Genomic DNA, 17,900 nt, shown 5'->3' with positions numbered 1-17,900 from the left:
GACCCGAGGGGCCGGGGCGACAGTCCCAGGCCGGCGTGATACAGATACACGCTGGGCCGCAAGGACGGGACGGCCCGCAAGTGCCGGGGAGTGTCCGGAGGGGCAGACGTGCTGAGCGTGTGGCTTAAATCGATCGCGCAGCGGTATCTGGACGTGCGCCTGCGCGCCGGCCGCGACTTCGACACCCGCATTCTCGAGCGCCCCGGTTGCTGGATGCCGGCGGCCGAGCTCGACACCCTGTCCGCGGAGCTGCGCGAGGTGGCATCCCGCACCCTCCCGGCGGGCAGCCTGACCTACGGCGTCTTCTCCGGCGACCGCACACGACTGGCGCACAGCATCGTCACCGTCGTCTACCGTCGATCCGATCGCCGGCCCGTGGCGTTCAACGCGATGGCCGCGATGGCGCTGGAGGTCGATGGCCGTCCGGAGGAAGTGCTGCACCTGGGCCTGGTGATGGTCGATCCCGACGTACGCAGCCAGGGGCTGTCGTGGGTGCTGTACGGCCTGTCGTGCTTCCTGTTGCTGGTGCGCAAGCAGATGCGGCCGCTGTGGGTCTCCAACGTGACGCAGGTGCCGGCCATCGTCGGCATGGTCGCGGAGACTTTTTCCGACGTGTTCCCGGGGCCGCATCCCGGTGCGCGCCGGCGTTTCGTGCAGCTGCTCGCGGCGCGGCAGATCATGGCCGGCCATCGGCACGTGTTCGGCGTGGGCGCGGACGCCGTATTCGACGAGCAGCGCTTCGTCATCACCAACGCCTACACCGGCGGCTCGGACGCGCTGAAGAAGACCTTCGACGAGGCCCAGAAGCACCGCAAGCCGGCCTACAACGACTTCTGCGCGCGCGAGCTCGACTACGCGCGCGGCGACGATGTCCTGCAGCTCGGTCGCATGGACCTGGAGGCCGCCGTGCGTTACCTGCGGCACAGCGTGCCGCGCGCCGCGTGGGCGCAGGTGCTGCTGTCGGCCGGCGTGCTGGTCGTCCAGCGGCTGGCGTTGCCGGTGCTGCACTGGTTCGACAGCGATCGCGAATGGGGAAGGCTGCGTCCATGGAATCGCTAGAGGCATTCGACTACGCGACGTTCAGCGATCGCAACCTGGGTTTCGTCAGTGCACAGGAACAGCAGCGCCTGCGCGAGTCGACCGTGTTCGTCTGCGGTGTCGGCGGCATGGGCGGCGCATGCGTGCTCGCGCTGGCCCGGGCGGGCGTCGGGCGGCTCGTGCTGGCCGACATCGACCATTTCGAGATGTCCAATCTCAACCGGCAGGTGTTCGCGTTCACCGACACGGTGGGCGAACACAAGGCCGAAGCGACGGCGGAACGGTGCCGTCGCATCAATCCGCAACTCGACCTCACGGTCCTGCACGGGGACTGGCCGGACCATGTCGAGGCGGCGGTGCGCCGTAGCGGTGCGGTGGTGAACGGCACCGACGACCTGGCGGCGTCGCTGCTGCTGTACCGCACATCGCGCCGGCTGGAGCGCAGCGTCGTGGATGCCTACGCATCGCCGCTGCCGTCGGTGTACGTCACACGGCCGCACGAGCCCATGCCGGAAGAGCGCCTGGGCTATCCCACGCGGGACACCGCCTGGGACCGGGTCGACGAGGCGCAGCGCCGCGCCGCGTTCCTGTGCGAGGCGGAGCATGTGCTGCTGCACTCGTCGTCGCGCAACTACATCGACATGGGCCTGGCGGCCGACGTCGCGGCCGGGCGACGAAGCCGCATGTCGTTCGCGCCCATGGTCATCACCACCGGCATGCTGATGGCGTACGAGACGATCGCGCTGCTGCTGGGACGCACGACCGCCTGCGATTGCCGCGGCTGGTTCTTCAATCCGTACACCGCGCGCGTCGAGCACCCGCGCAATGCGCTGGCGGCCGCCGTGCTGCGGCCGCTGGTGCGTCATGGGATCCGCAAGCTGCTCGACGGAGCGGCGGCATGAGCGCCTACCTGATCGCCGACAGTTTCGTCTCTGTTGCCGGGGCGCTCGGGTTGCTGGTGCTCATCAGTGCCTTGCGTCGCCGGCATCCCGGCGACGGGCTGGTCATGCGGCTGTCGTTCGGGCTGGGCGTGCTGGCCGTCATTCTGGTCAGTCGCGTGCTGGTGTGGTGGGGCGCGCCATCGCCGTTCAACGCGCTCACGCTGACGACCGCCGGACTGGTGCCGCTGGCGGTACTGCTGTTCTGTGAAGGGCTGTTGCGCCGGCATTCGCCGACGACTCTGAAGGCGCTTGCCGTGGTCGGGGCGGTCGTGTTCGCGGTGCTGGCGTGGGTGCCGACGCCGTGGGCGTATCCGTGGCGGACGATTGCGCTGCTGGCCTTCCAGTTGCTGGGATTCCTGGCGATGGCGTGGTTGCTGCTCGGTCGCGACCGCGCATCATTGTCCGCGCTGGAGAACCGCAGCATCGACCGCATCGCGCTGTCGCTGTTGTTGATCGTGCCGCTGCTCGCCACCGATTTCCGCTTCCCCGGATTTCCGATTCCGGTCCGCCTGGCCGGCATCGCGATCCTCGCGTTCTGCTGGTTGGCGCTGGGCCTGGGTCGCGGTCAGCGAGCGCATCGCGACAGCATCCGTGCATTCCTTGCGTTCATCGGTTGCGGACTGGCGGCTGGCGGCGCGGTGGCATGGTTGGCCGGCTTCGATCCGACGCAGACGGTGCAGGCGCTGGCCGTGTGCAGCGCGGCCACGCTGCTGGCCGCGATCGCCAACGACGGCTTCGAGCTGCGCGCGGAAGAGCGGCGTCGCGGCATGTTGCGTCTGCTCGCGGAAGGCGACCTGTCCGGGACGGATGCCTTCCTCGGCGGGCTGCAGCGTCACGCGCAGGTCGACGGCCTGCTGATCCTGCGCGCCGGCGAATTGCGGGACTTCGACCACGCGCTGCTCCAGGGGGTGTTCGCGCGGCGGCCGCTGCTGCGCGCGGGGCAGCTGGACGCAGCGGGCCTGGACGAAAACGCGCGCGAACAGGTCGACAGCCTGATGCAGCGCTACGGCGCCAGCCATCTGATGCACATCGCGCGCGAGCCGCTGACGCTGGCCGCGCTGAACATGCCGGTGCTTGCCGCTGCACCGGGTGCGGAGGTCGAACTGGCCGCCGTGCAGCGCATGGTGCAACTCGTTTCGGAACGCGGGAGGGAATGTGCTGCAGCTCAGGGAGCGTGATTTCGAGGCCTTCTTCGAAGCGCCGTTTTCGGCCTACGGGCCGGACAGCCTGTACGTCTCGCCGATGAAGAGCGACCTGCGGCGCTTCCTTGCCGCGGGCATCAACCCGCTGTTCCCGGACGATGCGACGTTCACCTGGTTCACCGCGCATCGGGACGGTCGCGTGCTCGGTCGCATCACGGCGCACGTTCACGCCGCGTCGAACGCGCTGCATGGCTTCGACCGGGCCTATTTCGGCTATTTCGACTGCGCCGACGACGCTGATGCGGCGCGCGCGCTGCTGGGCGCGGCCGAAGACTGGGCAAGGAACCGTGGATTCGCCGAGATCGCCGGCAACTTCAACCTCACCGCCATGCAACAGATCGGCGTGCAGACCGGCGGTTTTGAGCATCCGCCTTACACCGACCTCATCCACAATCCGCCGCACATCCCGCGCCTGCTGGAAGAGAACGGCTACACCGCCTTCTTCCCCATGAGCACCTTCGAGAACCGCGTCGGCTCGATCGCGCTGGAGTCGCTCACGGGGCCGGCGCAGCGCGCGATCCTCGACTCGCCGGAGTTCTCCTTCGCGCCGGTGACCTGGAGCACGATCGACCAGCGCATGGAGGACGCGCGTGTGATCCTCAACGACGCGTTCGCGAAGAATCCGATGTTCGTGCCCGTGTCGGCGGAGGAGTTCCATTTCCAGGCGAAGGAAATGAAGTGGATCATGGATCCGCGCATCTCCGCCGTGCTCCATCATCGCGGCGAACCGGCCGCCTGCATCATCTGCATTCCGGACCTCAATCCGTTCCTGCGTGCCACGCGCTCGCGGCTCGGCCTGGCCACGCCCTGGCACTTCCTTCGCCACCGCATGCGTCGCGACCGCGCGGTGCTGATCTTCTCGGGTGTCATCAGCCGTCTGCAGGGGCAGGGCGTCAACGCCGTGGTGCTGCATCGGATCCTCGGCGCCATGCAGCGTGCCGGCTACGCGACGCTGGGCGGCACCTGGATCTCGGACACCAACCACGCCAGCCTCGCGCAGAAGCGGAAGATGGGTGCCACGGCGTTGCATCGGCTGCACCTGTTCCGCAAGGCGTTGCGGGCATGAACGTGCTGGATATGGACGCCCGGCGGCGCGTGGTCGAGATGGCGAGGCTGGCGCCGTCTGCGCACAACACGCAGCCGGCGCGCTGGCGCTTCGAGGGCGACGGCTCGATCCTGCTGATGGGCGACGTCGCACGCCGTTTGCCCTGTGCCGATCCCACCGATCGGGACTTCGCCCTGTCCTGCGGCGCCGCACTGGAAGGCACGGTGCTCGCGCTGGGTGCGCTGGGCATCGGCGTCGCTGCGGTGGAGGAGGCACCGGGACCGGATGCCTCGCCGGCGTTGCGTCCGATGGCGCGCCTGATCGCCCATGGGGCCACGACGGCGGATCCGCTCGCCCGATGGATCGATGACCGACACACCTGGCGGGGCGGATTCGCCGATCCGGGCCACGAGGCGACGCAGGCGCTGGGACGCTGGGCATCGACCGTCGACGACACGCATCTCGTCACCGTTCCGCACGATCGTGCATGGCTCGCGGACCTTGCCGATCGCGCGACGGTGGGCTTCCTGCGCGACCGCGAATGGCGCAAGGAGCTGTGCCGCTGGATGCGGCTGTCGCGCCGGCATCCGCAGTACGAACGCGACGGCATGAATCGCGAGGCGTTGCACATGGGCGTGCTGGAAGCCGCGGGCGCGCATGCGGTGCTGGGCGGTGCGTTCCCGTGGCTGGATCGCCTGGGATTGGCGACGGCGCTGGTGGGCGAGCGCGCGCGCAGTGTCACGGCCAGCGCGATCGTGCTGCTGCATCGTCCGGCGGAGGAATCGCCACTCCAGTCCGGGCGCGTGCTCTACCGGCGTTGGCTCGAACTCACGTCGCTGGGGTTCGCCGCGTGGCCGATGTCGGCGGCAATCGACGACCCGTCCGCTGCAGAGGAAATCGCCTCGCGTCTGTCCCTTCCCGCGCAGCGCCGCCTGCTGGCGGCGCTGCGCGTCGGCAAGTCCGCCGGCACCGCGCCCGCCCGCGTGCGGCTTCCGGTGGACGTGCTTACAGCAGCTTGAGGTACTCGATGAGCGCGCGCTTGTCCGCGTCGCTCATGCCGTCGAACTCGCGCTCGTGCCCGGCGTTGGCCAGGCCCGGGCGACGCGTGTCGAACACCACCGGTTCCGAGAACGGCGTGTATCCCGACGGATAGCGGCAGTGCCGCTGCGCATCGCAGTGCAGCGCGATGCCGATCGCGGTGAAGTCGAGGGCGTGCCCGCCCACCGGAAACTCGACGGCCCGCTCGGCCGGCGTCATGAGCTGCCACAGCGTCGGAATGCTGCCGTTATGCAGGTACGGCGCGCTCGACCAGAGTCCGGCCAGCGGAGGTGCGCTGTAGCGCTGCGCCACGCGCACATCGAGGTGGCGGCCGTAGCTGGACCGGTTGATCGCCCCCGCGACCTGCGGCGTGAACTGCGCCGCGCGCACGCGATCGGTACCGACGTCGCCTTCCCAGTTCGGGAACGCCACCAGTCGCGGCCGCTGCAGCGAGTCGTCGTAGCGGCCGTGGCAGCGCTCGCAGTTCGCGGCGTACAGCGTGTGCCCGTTCGCCGCGACGGTGCGATCCACGCGGGCAGGGAAGGGCTGCGGGCGATAGTCGCGCAACCAGTGCATGATCCCGGCGACGTCGCCGATGTGCGAGGCCGCCGCTTCCGGAGTGACCCCCATGCTGGGCACGGTGAAGTACGCCACGATGCCGGCGAGGTCCTGCAGGTGTTCGTCATCCAGGTCGTCGCGCGTCAGCGGTCGTGCGTCCGATTCGCCGGGAACGCCATAGGCGCCGGTGTTGAGCAGGCGGCTGCGCATCACGCGGTCGCCGAGTTCGGGAATGGAATTGAGCGCACTGAGGGGCACGTGCTCTCCCGTTGGGATCAGCCCCAGGCGGCGGCGCAGTGAATCGAAGCCGTTGGTCGCGCCCGGCGTGCCCGAGACGAAGGGCAGCAGGTCGTCGGCGCCAGCGGCCCCGAGTTCCGCGGTGCGACGTCGCAGCTCCGGCAGGACGACGAAGCGCAGCGTGAGTCGCTCTCGCGGATCCAGGTCCGGATACAGGCGATCGATGGCGGCCCATACGCGGGCGTCGTCGCCACCCTGATCGCGCATGGCGCGGTACAGGCCCCGGGTGTAGGCGCCCAGGTTCAGCGATGTGTTGGGCGTACCGAGCCATGCGCGATCCGGGTCGGGACGGCCCCGGGCGTCGTACATCACGCCGGCGTGGCAGGCCGCGCAACCCAGGTTGCCGATGGTCAGCGCCATAGGCGGCAGCAGGCGCTCCGCATGGCCGAGGTTCTGCCCGAGTGGCTGCGCCGGCTGCGCGGGCGGCAAGGTGTTCGATGGCCAGTTGCCGATCCGCTCCGGGTAGAGGAAGCCCCAACGCCGCAGGGCCGCTTCGACATGCCGCGGACTCACCGTTGCCGGATCGCCGCCGGTCTCCTGCAACGCCAGAAGCGCGCTGGTCAGCGTCCACGGTGCCGCGGAGACCCGCAGCGTGTCCGTGTCGAGGGACGAAAAGTCGCCGAAGGCGAAGTAGGCGAGGCCGGGGCCGGCGCGTTCGAGATCCGCCGCCGGGATCGCCGCATGGCGCTGCGACGTCGCCGATGCGCGGCCATGCACCATGCCGGCCACGTCGCCGTCGAGGGCGACCATCAGGCCCACCGTCGCCGCGAGTACGAGGACCAGTCCGCCAAACCACCTGCGCTTGCGCATCGATCACCTGTCCCTTTCGTTCGCAGCGGCGGCGTGCCTTGCCGGAGCGCCGGAGCAGGTCGATTGTAGGGGGGCGAGCGCGTCGCGGCCGCGCAGGCGTTGACTTGGCCATGCGCAGCCCCAACACTTCCTACCGTGCTCCGGCAAACGGCCGGAGGCAGGATTGAGGTGGCCCGCGGCAATTTCGCCGGCCGAGCGTGCGACATGAGCACTACCATCGCCCACCGCTGAACGCCGACGACGCCCCCTCCTGACGGCGCCGCGGCGCCGTTTTCCGTTTCTGGACGGTACTTCCTGGACGCCGTGCGCCGGCGACCGCCCCTTCGCCCCTCTGCCAGCCGCGCTCCGCGCGCCCGCCTCCCATGATCGCAATCACGCTTCCCGACGGCAGCCGCCGCGAATTCGAACAACCCGTTTCCGTCGGCGAGATCGCCGCCTCCATCGGTGCCGGCCTGGCCAAGGCCGCGCTCGCCGGCAAGGTCGACGGCAAGCTCGTCGACACGAGCTTCCGCATCGACCGCGACGCCTCGCTCGAAATCGTCACCGACAAGCATCCCGACGCGCTCGACGTGCTGCGTCACTCCACGGCGCACCTGCTGGCGCAGGCCGTGCAGCGCCTGTATCCGGGCGCGCAGGTCACCATCGGTCCGGTGATCGACAACGGCTTCTACTACGACTTCGCCTACGAGCGCCCGTTCACGCCCGAGGATCTGCCCGCCATCGAGGCGGAGATGCAGAAGATCGTGAAGGAATCGCTGCCGGTGTCGCGCAGCGTGAAGTCGCGCGACGACGCCGTGGCGTTCTTCCGTGGCATGGGTGAGAAGTACAAGGCCGAGATCATCGAGTCGATTCCGGCCAACGAGGATCTTTCCCTCTACAACCAGGGCGAGTTCACCGACCTGTGCCGCGGCCCGCACGTGCCGTCGACCGACAAGCTGCGCGCGTTCAAGCTGATGAAGGTGGCCGGCGCGTATTGGCGCGGCGACCACAACAACGAGATGCTCAGCCGCATCTACGGCACGGCGTGGCTCAACGACAAGGACCTCAAGGCCTACCTCACGCAGCTGGAGGAAGCCGAGAAGCGCGACCACCGCAAGATCGCCAAGGCGCAGGACCTGTTCCACCTGCAGGAAGAGGGCCCGGGCCTGATCTTCTGGCATCCCAAGGGCTGGTCGATCTGGCAGGTCGTGGAGCAGTACATGCGCCGCGTCTATCGCGAGACGGGCTATGGCGAAGTGCGCTGCCCGCAGATCCTCGACGTGTCGCTGTGGCAGAAGTCGGGCCACTGGGACAACTACAAGGACAACATGTTCTTCACCGAGTCCGAGAAGCGGACGTACGCGCTGAAGCCCATGAACTGCCCCGGTCACGTGCAGGTGTTCAACCAGGGCCTGCACAGCTACCGCGACCTGCCGATCCGTTACGGCGAATTCGGCGCCTGCCATCGCAACGAGCCCTCCGGCGCGCTGCACGGCATCCTGCGCGTGCGCGGCTTCACCCAGGACGACGGCCACATCTTCTGCACCGAAGACCAGATCGAGTCCGAGGTCCGCGCCTTCCACGAGCAGGCGCTGAAGGTCTACGGCGATTTCGGCTTCACCGACATCCAGATCAAGATCGCCCTGCGCCCGGATTCGCGTCTGGGCGACGACGCCACCTGGGACAAGGCCGAGAACGCCCTGCGCTCGGCCCTGAGCGCCGCCGGCGTGCAGTGGCAGGAGCTGCCGGGCGAGGGCGCCTTCTACGGCCCGAAGATCGAATACCACCTGCAGGACGCCATCGGCCGCACCTGGCAGCTGGGCACGATGCAGGTGGACTTCATGATGCCCGGCCGCCTCGGCGCCGAGTACGTGGACGAGAGCAGCCAGCGCCGCCACCCGGTGATGCTGCACCGGGCCATCGTCGGCTCGATGGAGCGCTTCATCGGCATCCTGATCGAGCACCACGCCGGCCAGTTCCCGGCCTGGCTGGCCCCGATCCAGGCCGTGGCCATGAACATCACCGACGCCCAGGCCGACTATGTGGATGAAGTCCGGAAATCCCTTGCAAATCAAGGCTTCCGGGTCCATTCCGATTTGCGCAACGAGAAGATCGGCTATAAGATCCGCGAGCACACCCTGCAGCGCGTGCCCTACCTGCTGGTGGTCGGCGACCGCGAGAAGGAAAACGGCCAAGTCGCCGTCCGCACGCGGGGAGGGGAGGATCTGGGGACGATGACCGTCGCCGAATTCGCCTCGCGTTTGCGCAGTGAGGGCGTACAGTAACGCCCGCAGCCAGACCAGACCCCGGCCGCCCCGGCGGCCGGCACGTTCCATACCGGAGATTGCAACATCAGTACCCCCGAGAAGCCCAATCGGAAGAACCAGGAAATCCGCGTCCCCCGCGTGCGCGTGATCGGCAGCGACGGCGAAATGATCGGCGTGCTTACGCGCGACGAAGCCCTGCGCATGGCCGAGGACGAGGATCTGGATCTCGTCGAGATCCAGCCCAATGCCGATCCGCCGGTCTGCAAGATCATGGACTTCGGCAAGTTCCGCTTCGAGCAGCAGAAGAAGGCCAACGAGGCCAAGAAGAAGACGAAGCAGGTCGAGATCAAGGAACTCAAGTTCCGTCCTGTGACCGACGAGGGCGACTACCAGATCAAGCTGCGCAACATGCGCCGCTTCCTGGAAGAGGGCGACAAGGTCAAGGTCAACATCCGCTTCCGTGGCCGTGAAATGAGCCACCAGGAGCTGGGTCGCGAGATGGCCGCGCGCATCGAGGCCGACCTCGGCGAGGACATCGTGATCGAGTCCCGCCCGCGCCTGGAAGGCCGGCAGATGGTCATGATGATCGCGCCGAAGAAGAAGTAACCCGACGCGCGCCGCATGGCGAGCGCGCCTTCGCCCTCTCCCGCGTGCGGGAGGGGGTGAGTCGGAAAGGGCGCCGCGAGGCGCCTTTTGCTTTCCGGAGCTCTGGCCTTGGCCGTGGACCCGGGGCGGGCGGCGAGGCCCTCCGGAGGCCGCAGAGGCGCCAAACCCGCTGATTTTCAACGAAAAGATTGCAACCCGGCCGCCAGGCACGCATAATGTGCGGCCCGGTTCGCCGGGTTTGTTGTTTGCTGCATCACGGACCTGTCGTGATTCCTTGAGGATCAACGACTTACAAGCCGGCAGGGCAGGACGGAAAGAGTGGCTACGCCACCGCCCAGGCCAGTGACCAAACCATCCGAAAGGACATCGCAATGCCCAAGATCAAGACCAATCGGGCGGCAGCCAAGCGCTTCCGGAAGACCGCTTCCGGCAAGTACAAGTGCGGCCATGCCAACAAGAGCCACATCCTCACCAAGAAGGCGACCAAGCGGAAGCGCAACCTGCGGCAGACGAACCATGTTCGTGCCGAGGACGCGGGCCGTCTGGACCGCATGCTTCCGTATCTCTGAGGAGGATTGAACAATGGCACGAGTTAAGCGTGGTGTTACGGCGCGCCGCCGTCACAAGAAAATCCTGAAGCAGGCCAAGGGCTACTATCACGCCCGTCGCAAGGTCTTCCGCGTCGCCAAGCAGGCGGTGACGAAGGCCCTGCAGTACGCCTACATCGGTCGTAAGCAGAAGAAGCGTCATTTCCGTTCGCTGTGGATCACGCGTATCAACGCGGCGGCCCGCATCAACGGCATGAGCTACAGCCGTTTCATCAACGGCCTGATGAAGGCCGGCATCACCCTCGACCGTAAGGTGCTGGCGGACATCGCCGTGCACGACGCGCAGGGTTTTGCGGCGCTGGCAGAGAAGGCGAAGAGCGCGCTCGCGGCGTAAGTTGCTCGCTCCACCACGCCGGCCGAAGGTCGGCGACGGTTGGATGCACAACGCAATACACGCATGGGGAAGGGCGCAAGTCCTTCCCCATGTTTCGTTTTGGAGTTTGGTTTCCTGCGGTCGTGCGCTTCCGTGAAGAGGACGACGGCCGTGCGGAGCGGAGGTTCGGGGGCGTATGAGTATCGAATCACTGACGCAGCAGGCACTGGCGGACATCGCCGCCGCGGACACGCCGGACGCGATCGAAGCCCTGCGCGTGTCGCTGCTGGGCAAGAACGGCAGCGTGACCGCGCAGCTCAAGCAGCTCGGCGCCCTGCCGCCGGAACAGCGCAAGACCGCCGGCGAAGCGATCAACAAGGCGCGCGACGAGCTGACCGCCGCGCTGGGCGAGCGCCGCGCCGTGCTGGACGAATCCGTCCTCAACGCACGCCTGGCCTCGGAAAGCATCGACGTCACGCTGCCGGGCATCGACGCCGGGCGCGGTGGCCTGCACCCCGTCAGCCGCACGATGGAACGCATCGCCGACATTTTCGGCCGCCTCGGTTTCGAGCTCAGTACGGGGCCTGAAATCGAGGACGACTGGCACAACTTCGAAGCGCTGAACTTCCCGCCGCACCACCCGGCGCGCGCGATGCACGACACGTTCTACTTCGGCGACGGTCGCCTGCTGCGCACGCACACCTCCGGCGTGCAGGTGCGCTACATGCAGGACCACCCGCCGCCGCTGCGCATGATCGCGCTGGGCAAGGTGTACCGCAGCGACAGCGATCAGACGCACACGCCGATGTTCCACCAGTGCGAAGGCCTGCTCGTCGATGAGCACGCCAGCTTCGCCGACCTCAAGGGCACGCTGGCCGAGTTCGTGCGCGCGTTCTTCGAGCGCGATTTCGAAATGCGTTTCCGTCCGAGCTACTTCCCCTTCACCGAGCCCTCGGCCGAAGTGGACATCGCCTGGCAGCAGCCCGACGGCTCCACGCGCTGGCTGGAAGTGCTCGGCTGCGGCATGGTGCATCCGAACGTGCTGCGCAACGTCGGCATCGATCCGGAGAAGTACACCGGCTATGCCTTCGGCCTGGGCGTCGAGCGCTTCGCGATGCTGCGGTACGGCGTTGACGACCTGCGCAGCTTTTTCGATAACGACGTGCGGTTCCTCCGGCAATTTGCCTGAGGAGCGGGATTCGGCATTCGAGATTCGGGATTCGATAAGAGCCCGCTCCGATTCCCGCCCCGTGCTGTTGCGAATCCCCACTTCCGAATCCCGAATCCCGGCATTCAAATGAAATTCTCCGAAAACTGGCTGCGCCACCACGTTCCGACCACCGCTACGCGTGACGAACTCGCCGCGACGCTGACCGCGATCGGCCTGGAGGTGGAAGAGGTCACGCCGCTGGGCGAGTCGCTCGACGGCGTCGTCGTGGCGCGCATCGTCAACGCGAGCAAACACCCCGAAGCCGACCGCCTGCAGGTGTGCGAAGTCGACACCGGCAACGGCACGGTGCAGATCGTCTGCGGCGCGCCCAACGCGCGCGCGGGACTGATCGCGCCGCTGGCGACCGTGGGCGCGAACCTGCCCGGCGGCATCGCCATCAAGGCGGCCAAGCTGCGCGGCGTGGAGTCGTTCGGCATGCTTTGCTCGGCCAAGGAACTGGGCGTGGATCCGGATGCGTCGGGTCTGCTCGAACTGCCGGCCGATGCGCCGGTCGGAACGCCGCTGGCGCAGTACCTGTCGCTGCCGGATGCGAGCATCGAGATCAAGCTGACACCCAATCGCGCCGACTGCTTCAGCGTGCGCGGCATCGCCTACGACGTGGCTGCTTCGCTGTCCGGCGAAGTGCGGCCGCTCGACGCCGCACCGGTGCCCGCGCAGAGCGACGCGACCATCGCGATCCGGCTCGACGCCGGTCCGCGCGTGCCGCGTTTTGCCGGCCGCGTGATCGATGGCGTCAACGCGAACGTGCCCACGCCCGTGTGGATGGCCGAGCGCCTGCGCCGCAGCGGCGTGCGTCCGATCAGTTTCCTTGTCGACGTCACGCAGTACGTGATGCTCGAACTCGGCCAGCCGATGCACGCCTTCGACAAAGACACGCTGGAAGGCGAGGTCGTCGTGCGCGCTGCGCGCTCGGGCGAAGAACTCAAGTTGCTCGACGGCCGCACGGTGGCGCTGGACGAGGAGTTCCTCGTCGTCTCCGACAGCAAGGGCGGGCAGGGCGCACGCGCGGTCGCGCTGGGCGGCATCATGGGCGGCTTCGACACGCGCGTGACCGATGCCACGCGCAACGTGTTCCTGGAAGCCGCGCACTGGATCCCGGCGGCCATCATCGGCCGCAGCCGCAAGCTAGGCCTGCACACCGACGCGGGTCATCGCTTCGAGCGCGGCGTCGATCCGGAGTTGCCGCGCATTGCCGTTGAGTACGCGACGAAGTTGATCGTCGACATCGCCGGCGGCGTGCCGGGCCCGACGCTGGACGTCACGCTCGCGCAGCACCTGCACGCGCCGCAGCCGATCGTGCTGCGCCGCGCGCGCCTGGCGCGCGTGTTGGGACTGACGGTTGCCGACAGCGAAGTCGAGCGTATCTTGCGCGCGCTCGGCCTGGCGGTGGAAAACATGGCCGACGGCTGGCGCGTGGTGCCGCCGAGCCGCCGCTTCGATCTGGAGATCGAAGAGGACCTGATCGAGGAAATCGCCCGCATCCACGGCTACGACGCGATCCCGACGACGTTGCCGGCCGGCGCCGCGCGCCTGGTCGCGCCCAGCGAAACGCGCGTGGAGGAGGCGACGGTGCGTCGCCAGTTCGCCTCCCGTGATTATCTGGAAGCGGTGAACTACGCCTTCGTCGACGGCGACCTGCTGGCCAAGTGGGGCCTGACCGACGGCAGCGTGCCGCTGGCCAATCCGCTGAGCGGCGAACTGGGCGTGATGCGCACCGGCTTGCTGCCGGGGCTGGTCGCCGCGCTGGCGCGCAACGCCGCGCGCCAGCAGCCGCGCGTGCGCCTGTTCGAGCTGGGCAACGTGTTCCGCGCCAATGCCGGCGACGCACCGATCGAGACGCCGCGAATCGCAGGTGTCGCCTGCGGCGAGGCCGGTGCCGAGCAGTGGGGCGTAGCGGGTCGCGCGGTCGGTTTCCACGACCTCAAGGGCGACCTGGACAGTCTGGCTGCACTCTCCGGCGCGAAGCTCGAATACCGCGCCTCGCAGCCCGCCTGGGCGCACCCGGGCCGTTCGGCCGATGTGTACCGTGACGGCGAGCGCCTGGGCTGGATCGGCCAGCTGCATCCCCGCCTGCAACGCGGGTTGGAGCTGGATGTCGACGTGGTCGCCTTCGAGCTGGACCTGGCTCCCCTGTTCAGCCGCGCAGTGCCGCGTGCGACCCCGCTTTCGAAGTATCCGTCCGTCCGTCGGGACCTCGCGTTCGTCGTCCCGGAAAACGTGGAATGGGCCTCCATCGAGCGGGCGCTGCGTGCCGCCGCGGGCCCGTCCCTGCGCGATCTGGTGCTGTTTGACCGCTACCAGGGCAAGGGGGTTGAACCGGGTTTCAAAAGTCTTGCTATGGGCTTGATTCTGCAGGATGAATCACGCACCCTGACTGACCGTGACGTCGACACCGTAGTGGCTTCGGTGGCCGGCGCGCTGCAGCGGGAGTACGGGGCAACGATCCGCGGCTGAGGTTGAGGACGCAACGATGGCATTGACCAAGGCCGAGATGGCCGAACGCCTGTTCGACGAAGTCGGACTGAACAAGCGAGAGGCGAAGGAGTTCGTTGACGCGTTCTTCGACGCGCTGCGCGAGGCGTTGGAGCACGGCCGTCAGGTGAAGCTGTCCGGTTTCGGCAACTTCGACCTGCGCCGCAAGAACCAGCGCCCGGGCCGCAACCCGAAGACCGGCGAGGAGATCCCGATCTCCGCCCGCACCGTGGTGACCTTCCGCCCCGGCCAGAAACTGAAGGAACGCGTCGAAGCCTATTCCGGAGCCGAGCATGCTTGATCCCGGCAGCAATCGAGAACTCCCGCCGATCCCGGCCAAGCGCTACTTCACCATCGGTGAGGTCAGCGAGCTGTGCGACGTCAAGCCGCACGTGCTGCGCTATTGGGAGACGGAGTTCCCGATGCTCAACCCGGTCAAACGCCGCGGCAACCGCCGCTACTACCAGCGCCACGAGGTGCTTATGGTGCGCCAGATCCGCGGCCTGCTGTACGAGCAGGGCTACACCATCGGCGGCGCGCGCCTGCGCCTGGAAGGCGAGACAGCGAAGGACGAGTCCGCGCTGAGTTCGCAGATCATCCGCCAGGTGCGGATGGAGCTGGAAGAAGTCCTGCAGCTGCTGCGGCGCTGAACCCGCCGCCGCGAGGAAAACGCCGCGGTGGCCGTGGCCGCTGTTCAACCGTTATACTTGCCGCCCGCTCGCAAGGGCGGCACAAGCAACACGTCGGGGCGTAGCGCAGCCTGGTAGCGCATCTGCCTGGGGGGCAGAGGGTCGTCGGTTCAAATCCGGCCGTCCCGACCAATCGTTGCAGTCAAACTTCTCTCCGCGGTCTGCGGAGCAGTCTGGAAATTCCTTCCGCATCACCGGCTGTAGGGTCGTTGCGCGCCTGCCTTCAGGCGTCCCGCACCGTGCTTACTCATAAGTCTGCGTGGCGATCCACGCCGGTTGGCCGTTGCCGCTGGCCCGGACGTAGCCGTCGTAGTACGCAAGCAGGGCCGACTTCAACGATGGGGCGGGCTGCAGGTGCAAGGTGTAGTGGGTGGGGGCCGGGCTCTTCGGACACTGTGTGCGGATGTCCTTCGGTACCTCATGGGTGGGAATCTCGATGGCGGTCGGCGCGCACGTCGGTGACATGACACTGCCGACGAATGTGATGTGGCCGCCGGAGGCGTGCGCGCTCGCCATCATCGCCGTGCATGCCACGGCGAGAATCGCAATGTAGGTCCGCTTCATGTCCTGTCCCTGCGCGTGTGTGCGCCTTGGATTGGATCGCCGCCCTGTGTCGGGCGGCGAGGACAGGCCTGGCCGGAGAAGTCCGGGGAAAGCAGGTCCGTCAGGGCACAGGATCGCGGGACAGCTCCTGTCAGAACATCAGAGCAATCTGAATTTTTCTTATTGCGAATCGGCGGGGCGGCCCAGCCGGCGGTTCGGTCGGCACCTACTTCGCAGCTTTCGCGGTGCTCTTCGCTTTCGCCTTGCCGGAAGCATTCAACGCCACAGCTGCCTTGATCAGCGCCTTCAGCGCCGCCTCGTCGATCTCATCATCCTCGTGGATGTCGATGGCGCGTCGCGTGTTGCCGTCCAGGCTGGAGTTGAACAGGCCTGCGGGATCGTCGAGCGATGCGCCCTTGGCGAAGGTCATCTTCACGTAGTTCTTGTACGTCTCGCCGGTGCAGATGATGCCGGCGTGCGACCACACGGGAACGCCGCGCCACTTCCATTCCTCGACCACTTCGGGATCCGCCTGGCGGATGAGCTTGCGCACGCGTGCGAGCGTCTTGCCGCGCCAGTCGTCCAACTCGTTGATCCTGGCGTCGATGAGCTGCGATGCATCGCCTTCGCCGTGCGCGTCCTTCGCGGTGCCGTTGGTCTTCTTCATGGTCGTGGCCTTCGTCATGGAGGTGTTGTGATCCTTCGTCCGTGTCACATCCGTTCGCCGGGAAGCTTGCTGGCCTGCTTTACCCACGCGACGAATTGCGTCTCGTCGATCGCGTCGTCTTCGTGGATGTCGAGGTAGCGCACGCGCGGCATCTTCGACTTGCCGGGCGGAACCGGGCGCAGCGCAGCGCCGTTGAAGAACGACACTTTGATGTAGCGCGTGAAGCAGTGGACGCCGAGGAACCAGGTGCCCTCGGTGACGCCGTAGAGCGGCGAGTTCCACTTCACTGCCTTGTGCAGGCCGGGAACGGCTTCTTCGATGAGGGCGTCGAGGCGACGCCAGGCTGCGCTCTTCCACCCCGGCATCGCCGCGATGTACGCCTGCACGGGAGCATCACCGAACCCCTTGGGGATCTGCGGATTGCCGCCGGAGAGCAGGGGGACGGCGTCTGCGGACGTCGTGGCATCACGCTTCGTCGAACGCGCCGTTTTTTTGGTAGGACTTTTCGCAACCTTGCGAGCAGAGGGAGTGGCGGCCTTGCGCGGCAATGTGACTTTCGCTGCGGTCTTCTTCGTCGCGGCTTTCACCGGCTTCCTGGGCGTCGTTTTGCCGGGCATGCGGGCTCGTCCTCTCGAGCGCGGGCGGCATCATGCCGGCGCGCCATCCTGGTCCTTGGGGCGGTGCGCGGGCGAGGATAGCACCGCTCAGGAAATCACCGGCGCCTCTCTCGCGGCGACGACGCTTTCCCGAGTTGGTTCGCCGGCCATCGATCCAATCACAAAGGGTGCACTGCAGGCGTAGCCATTCAGGATGCCGTCGCGGTTGACGACATCGAAGCCAACGGTGACATGGTCCTGGATCAGCACGTTTCGTTCGGCCGACTTCTCCATCTTCCACCCCTCATGCACATGAGCTGCGGAATCTGTGGCAAGTGGGGTTAGGAACCGGTGAAGTCACCCAAATGGATGCGGCCGGCGCGTCTGGAGCTCAGACAGGGTGGCGCGTCGCGGGTGAGGCTGAACGATCCGGCGATACCGCAGATTCGTGCATCGCATGAACCTCCCCGCGCACGGCGTTACGATCCGCCGATGGATCCGACCGCCGACCGTCTCATCGCGCAACTGCACCTGGCGCCGCACCCCGAAGGCGGCCACTACCGGCGTGTCTACGAATCGGCCGTGACGGTGGAGCACGCGGGTCACCGCCGCCCCGCGCTCACCGCGATCCAGTTCCTGCTGTCGCAAGGCGAGGTCAGTCGCTGGCACCGTGTCGATGCCGACGAGACCTGGCACTGGCAGGACGGCGGTGCCCTGGAACTGCAGGAGTTCGACGTGGAAAGCGGTCGACTCGATACGATGCGCCTGGACAGCGCGGCGCGCGGTGGGCCGGCGATGCATGTGGTGCGGGCGGGGCGCTGGCAATCCGCGCGTCCGTTGTCCGCGTACACGTTGGTTGCGTGCACCGTGGCGCCGGGGTTCGTGTGGGACGGGTTCGCATTGCTTGAGCCGGGCGGCAATGTCGAAGCTGCGTTGCGACGTGCCGGCGCGCGGGGCCTGGACTGAACGGGAACGAGCGCCGCGCGACGCGGTCCTATTC

19 protein-coding genes and 1 tRNA gene are annotated in these 17,900 nt (G+C 67.5%); 15 read left to right on the top strand and 5 right to left on the bottom strand.

Features of this window, described 5'->3' with window-relative positions; translation table 11 throughout:
* Positions 1 to 108 precede the first annotated feature (108 nt).
* From JI752_RS09825 to JI752_RS09805, 5 genes are read left to right on the top strand one after another with little or no spacing between them, the layout of a single operon-like run.
* Positions 109 to 1,059: a hypothetical protein gene (locus tag JI752_RS09825; RefSeq protein WP_216963000.1), complete on the top strand. Its 951-nt coding sequence runs from the start codon at positions 109 to 111 to the stop codon at positions 1,057 to 1,059.
* On the top strand, positions 1,047 to 1,940 hold the full coding sequence (locus JI752_RS09820) for a ThiF family adenylyltransferase (RefSeq protein ID WP_216962997.1): 894 nt from the start codon (positions 1,047 to 1,049) through the stop codon (positions 1,938 to 1,940). Before JI752_RS09825 ends, JI752_RS09820 begins: the two co-directional genes overlap by 13 nt.
* Positions 1,937 to 3,157, top strand: a complete 1,221-nt coding sequence (locus JI752_RS09815; protein WP_216962994.1) for a hypothetical protein — start codon at positions 1,937 to 1,939, stop codon at positions 3,155 to 3,157. The genes JI752_RS09820 and JI752_RS09815 overlap by 4 nt, the downstream gene beginning before the upstream one ends.
* Positions 3,135 to 4,247 carry a hypothetical protein gene (locus JI752_RS09810; protein WP_216962991.1) on the top strand — a complete coding sequence of 371 codons (1,113 nt, stop codon included), beginning with the start codon at positions 3,135 to 3,137 and terminating at the stop codon, positions 4,245 to 4,247. Before JI752_RS09815 ends, JI752_RS09810 begins: the two co-directional genes overlap by 23 nt.
* Positions 4,244 to 5,245, top strand: coding sequence for a hypothetical protein (locus JI752_RS09805; RefSeq protein ID WP_216962988.1), 1,002 nt, complete (start codon positions 4,244 to 4,246; stop codon positions 5,243 to 5,245). The genes JI752_RS09810 and JI752_RS09805 overlap by 4 nt, the downstream gene beginning before the upstream one ends.
* Here the strand turns inward: JI752_RS09805 and JI752_RS09800 are convergent.
* Complete coding sequence (locus JI752_RS09800) at positions 5,232 to 6,929, bottom strand: hypothetical protein (RefSeq protein WP_216962985.1); 1,698 nt, start codon at positions 6,927 to 6,929, stop codon at positions 5,232 to 5,234. The two genes, JI752_RS09805 and JI752_RS09800, sit on opposite strands and share 14 nt — an antisense overlap.
* Positions 6,930 to 7,291: 362 nt before the next feature.
* Between JI752_RS09800 and thrS the strand changes: the two genes are divergently transcribed.
* From thrS to JI752_RS09755, 9 genes are all read left to right on the top strand, one after another.
* Complete coding sequence (thrS, locus tag JI752_RS09795) at positions 7,292 to 9,193, top strand: threonine--tRNA ligase (protein ID WP_216962982.1); 1,902 nt, start codon at positions 7,292 to 7,294, stop codon at positions 9,191 to 9,193.
* Positions 9,194 to 9,259: 66 nt separating this feature from the next.
* A complete protein-coding gene (infC, locus tag JI752_RS09790; RefSeq protein ID WP_216964249.1) occupies positions 9,260 to 9,781 on the top strand; it encodes a translation initiation factor IF-3 in 522 nt (173 codons plus the stop codon).
* A 371-nt stretch (positions 9,782 to 10,152) separates the two neighbouring features.
* Positions 10,153 to 10,350 carry a 50S ribosomal protein L35 gene (gene rpmI / locus JI752_RS09785; protein WP_027083463.1) on the top strand — a complete coding sequence of 66 codons (198 nt, stop codon included), beginning with the start codon at positions 10,153 to 10,155 and terminating at the stop codon, positions 10,348 to 10,350.
* A gap of 13 nt (positions 10,351 to 10,363) precedes the next feature.
* Entirely contained in the window at positions 10,364 to 10,723 is a 360-nt protein-coding gene (gene rplT / locus JI752_RS09780; RefSeq protein ID WP_216962979.1) for a 50S ribosomal protein L20, read from the top strand.
* 175 nt (positions 10,724 to 10,898) lie between these two features.
* Positions 10,899 to 11,891, top strand: coding sequence for a phenylalanine--tRNA ligase subunit alpha (pheS, locus tag JI752_RS09775; protein WP_216962977.1), 993 nt, complete (start codon positions 10,899 to 10,901; stop codon positions 11,889 to 11,891).
* 108 nt (positions 11,892 to 11,999) lie between these two features.
* Positions 12,000 to 14,387 carry a phenylalanine--tRNA ligase subunit beta gene (gene pheT, locus JI752_RS09770; RefSeq protein ID WP_216962973.1) on the top strand — a complete coding sequence of 796 codons (2,388 nt, stop codon included), beginning with the start codon at positions 12,000 to 12,002 and terminating at the stop codon, positions 14,385 to 14,387.
* A 16-nt stretch (positions 14,388 to 14,403) separates the two neighbouring features.
* Positions 14,404 to 14,706 (top strand): integration host factor subunit alpha, encoded by a 303-nt coding sequence (ihfA, locus tag JI752_RS09765; protein WP_115842431.1) that lies wholly within the window; start codon positions 14,404 to 14,406, stop codon positions 14,704 to 14,706.
* Complete coding sequence (locus JI752_RS09760; RefSeq protein WP_115842430.1) at positions 14,699 to 15,055, top strand: MerR family transcriptional regulator; 357 nt, start codon at positions 14,699 to 14,701, stop codon at positions 15,053 to 15,055. The genes ihfA and JI752_RS09760 overlap by 8 nt, the downstream gene beginning before the upstream one ends.
* 94 nt (positions 15,056 to 15,149) lie before the next feature.
* Positions 15,150 to 15,226, top strand: a tRNA-Pro gene (locus JI752_RS09755).
* A gap of 111 nt (positions 15,227 to 15,337) precedes the next feature.
* Here the strand turns inward: JI752_RS09755 and JI752_RS09750 are convergent.
* The 4 genes from JI752_RS09750 to JI752_RS09735 form a co-directional block, all read right to left on the bottom strand.
* On the bottom strand, positions 15,338 to 15,658 hold the full coding sequence (locus JI752_RS09750) for a hypothetical protein (protein ID WP_216962970.1): 321 nt from the start codon (positions 15,656 to 15,658) through the stop codon (positions 15,338 to 15,340).
* Between the two features lie 205 nt (positions 15,659 to 15,863).
* A complete protein-coding gene (locus tag JI752_RS09745) occupies positions 15,864 to 16,304 on the bottom strand; it encodes a DUF1801 domain-containing protein (protein WP_216964247.1) in 441 nt (146 codons plus the stop codon).
* 44 nt (positions 16,305 to 16,348) lie between these two features.
* Entirely contained in the window at positions 16,349 to 16,921 is a 573-nt protein-coding gene (locus JI752_RS09740) for a DUF1801 domain-containing protein (RefSeq protein WP_216962967.1), read from the bottom strand.
* An 87-nt stretch (positions 16,922 to 17,008) separates the two neighbouring features.
* Positions 17,009 to 17,194 carry a hypothetical protein gene (locus JI752_RS09735; RefSeq protein ID WP_216962964.1) on the bottom strand — a complete coding sequence of 62 codons (186 nt, stop codon included), beginning with the start codon at positions 17,192 to 17,194 and terminating at the stop codon, positions 17,009 to 17,011.
* A gap of 198 nt (positions 17,195 to 17,392) precedes the next feature.
* Here JI752_RS09735 and JI752_RS09730 point away from each other — a divergent pair, with 198 nt between their 5' ends.
* The gene (locus tag JI752_RS09730; protein ID WP_216962961.1) at positions 17,393 to 17,866 is read left to right on the top strand and encodes a cupin domain-containing protein; all 474 of its coding nucleotides are present in this window, start codon (positions 17,393 to 17,395) and stop codon (positions 17,864 to 17,866) included.
* Positions 17,867 to 17,900 lie beyond the last annotated feature (34 nt).

This window comes from Lysobacter sp. MMG2, assembly GCF_016735495.2.
Taxonomy (GTDB): domain Bacteria; phylum Pseudomonadota; class Gammaproteobacteria; order Xanthomonadales; family Xanthomonadaceae; genus Lysobacter_J.
The sequence above is the reverse complement of the archived record's forward strand: the minus strand, read 5'-3'. Positions and strand labels throughout refer to the sequence as shown.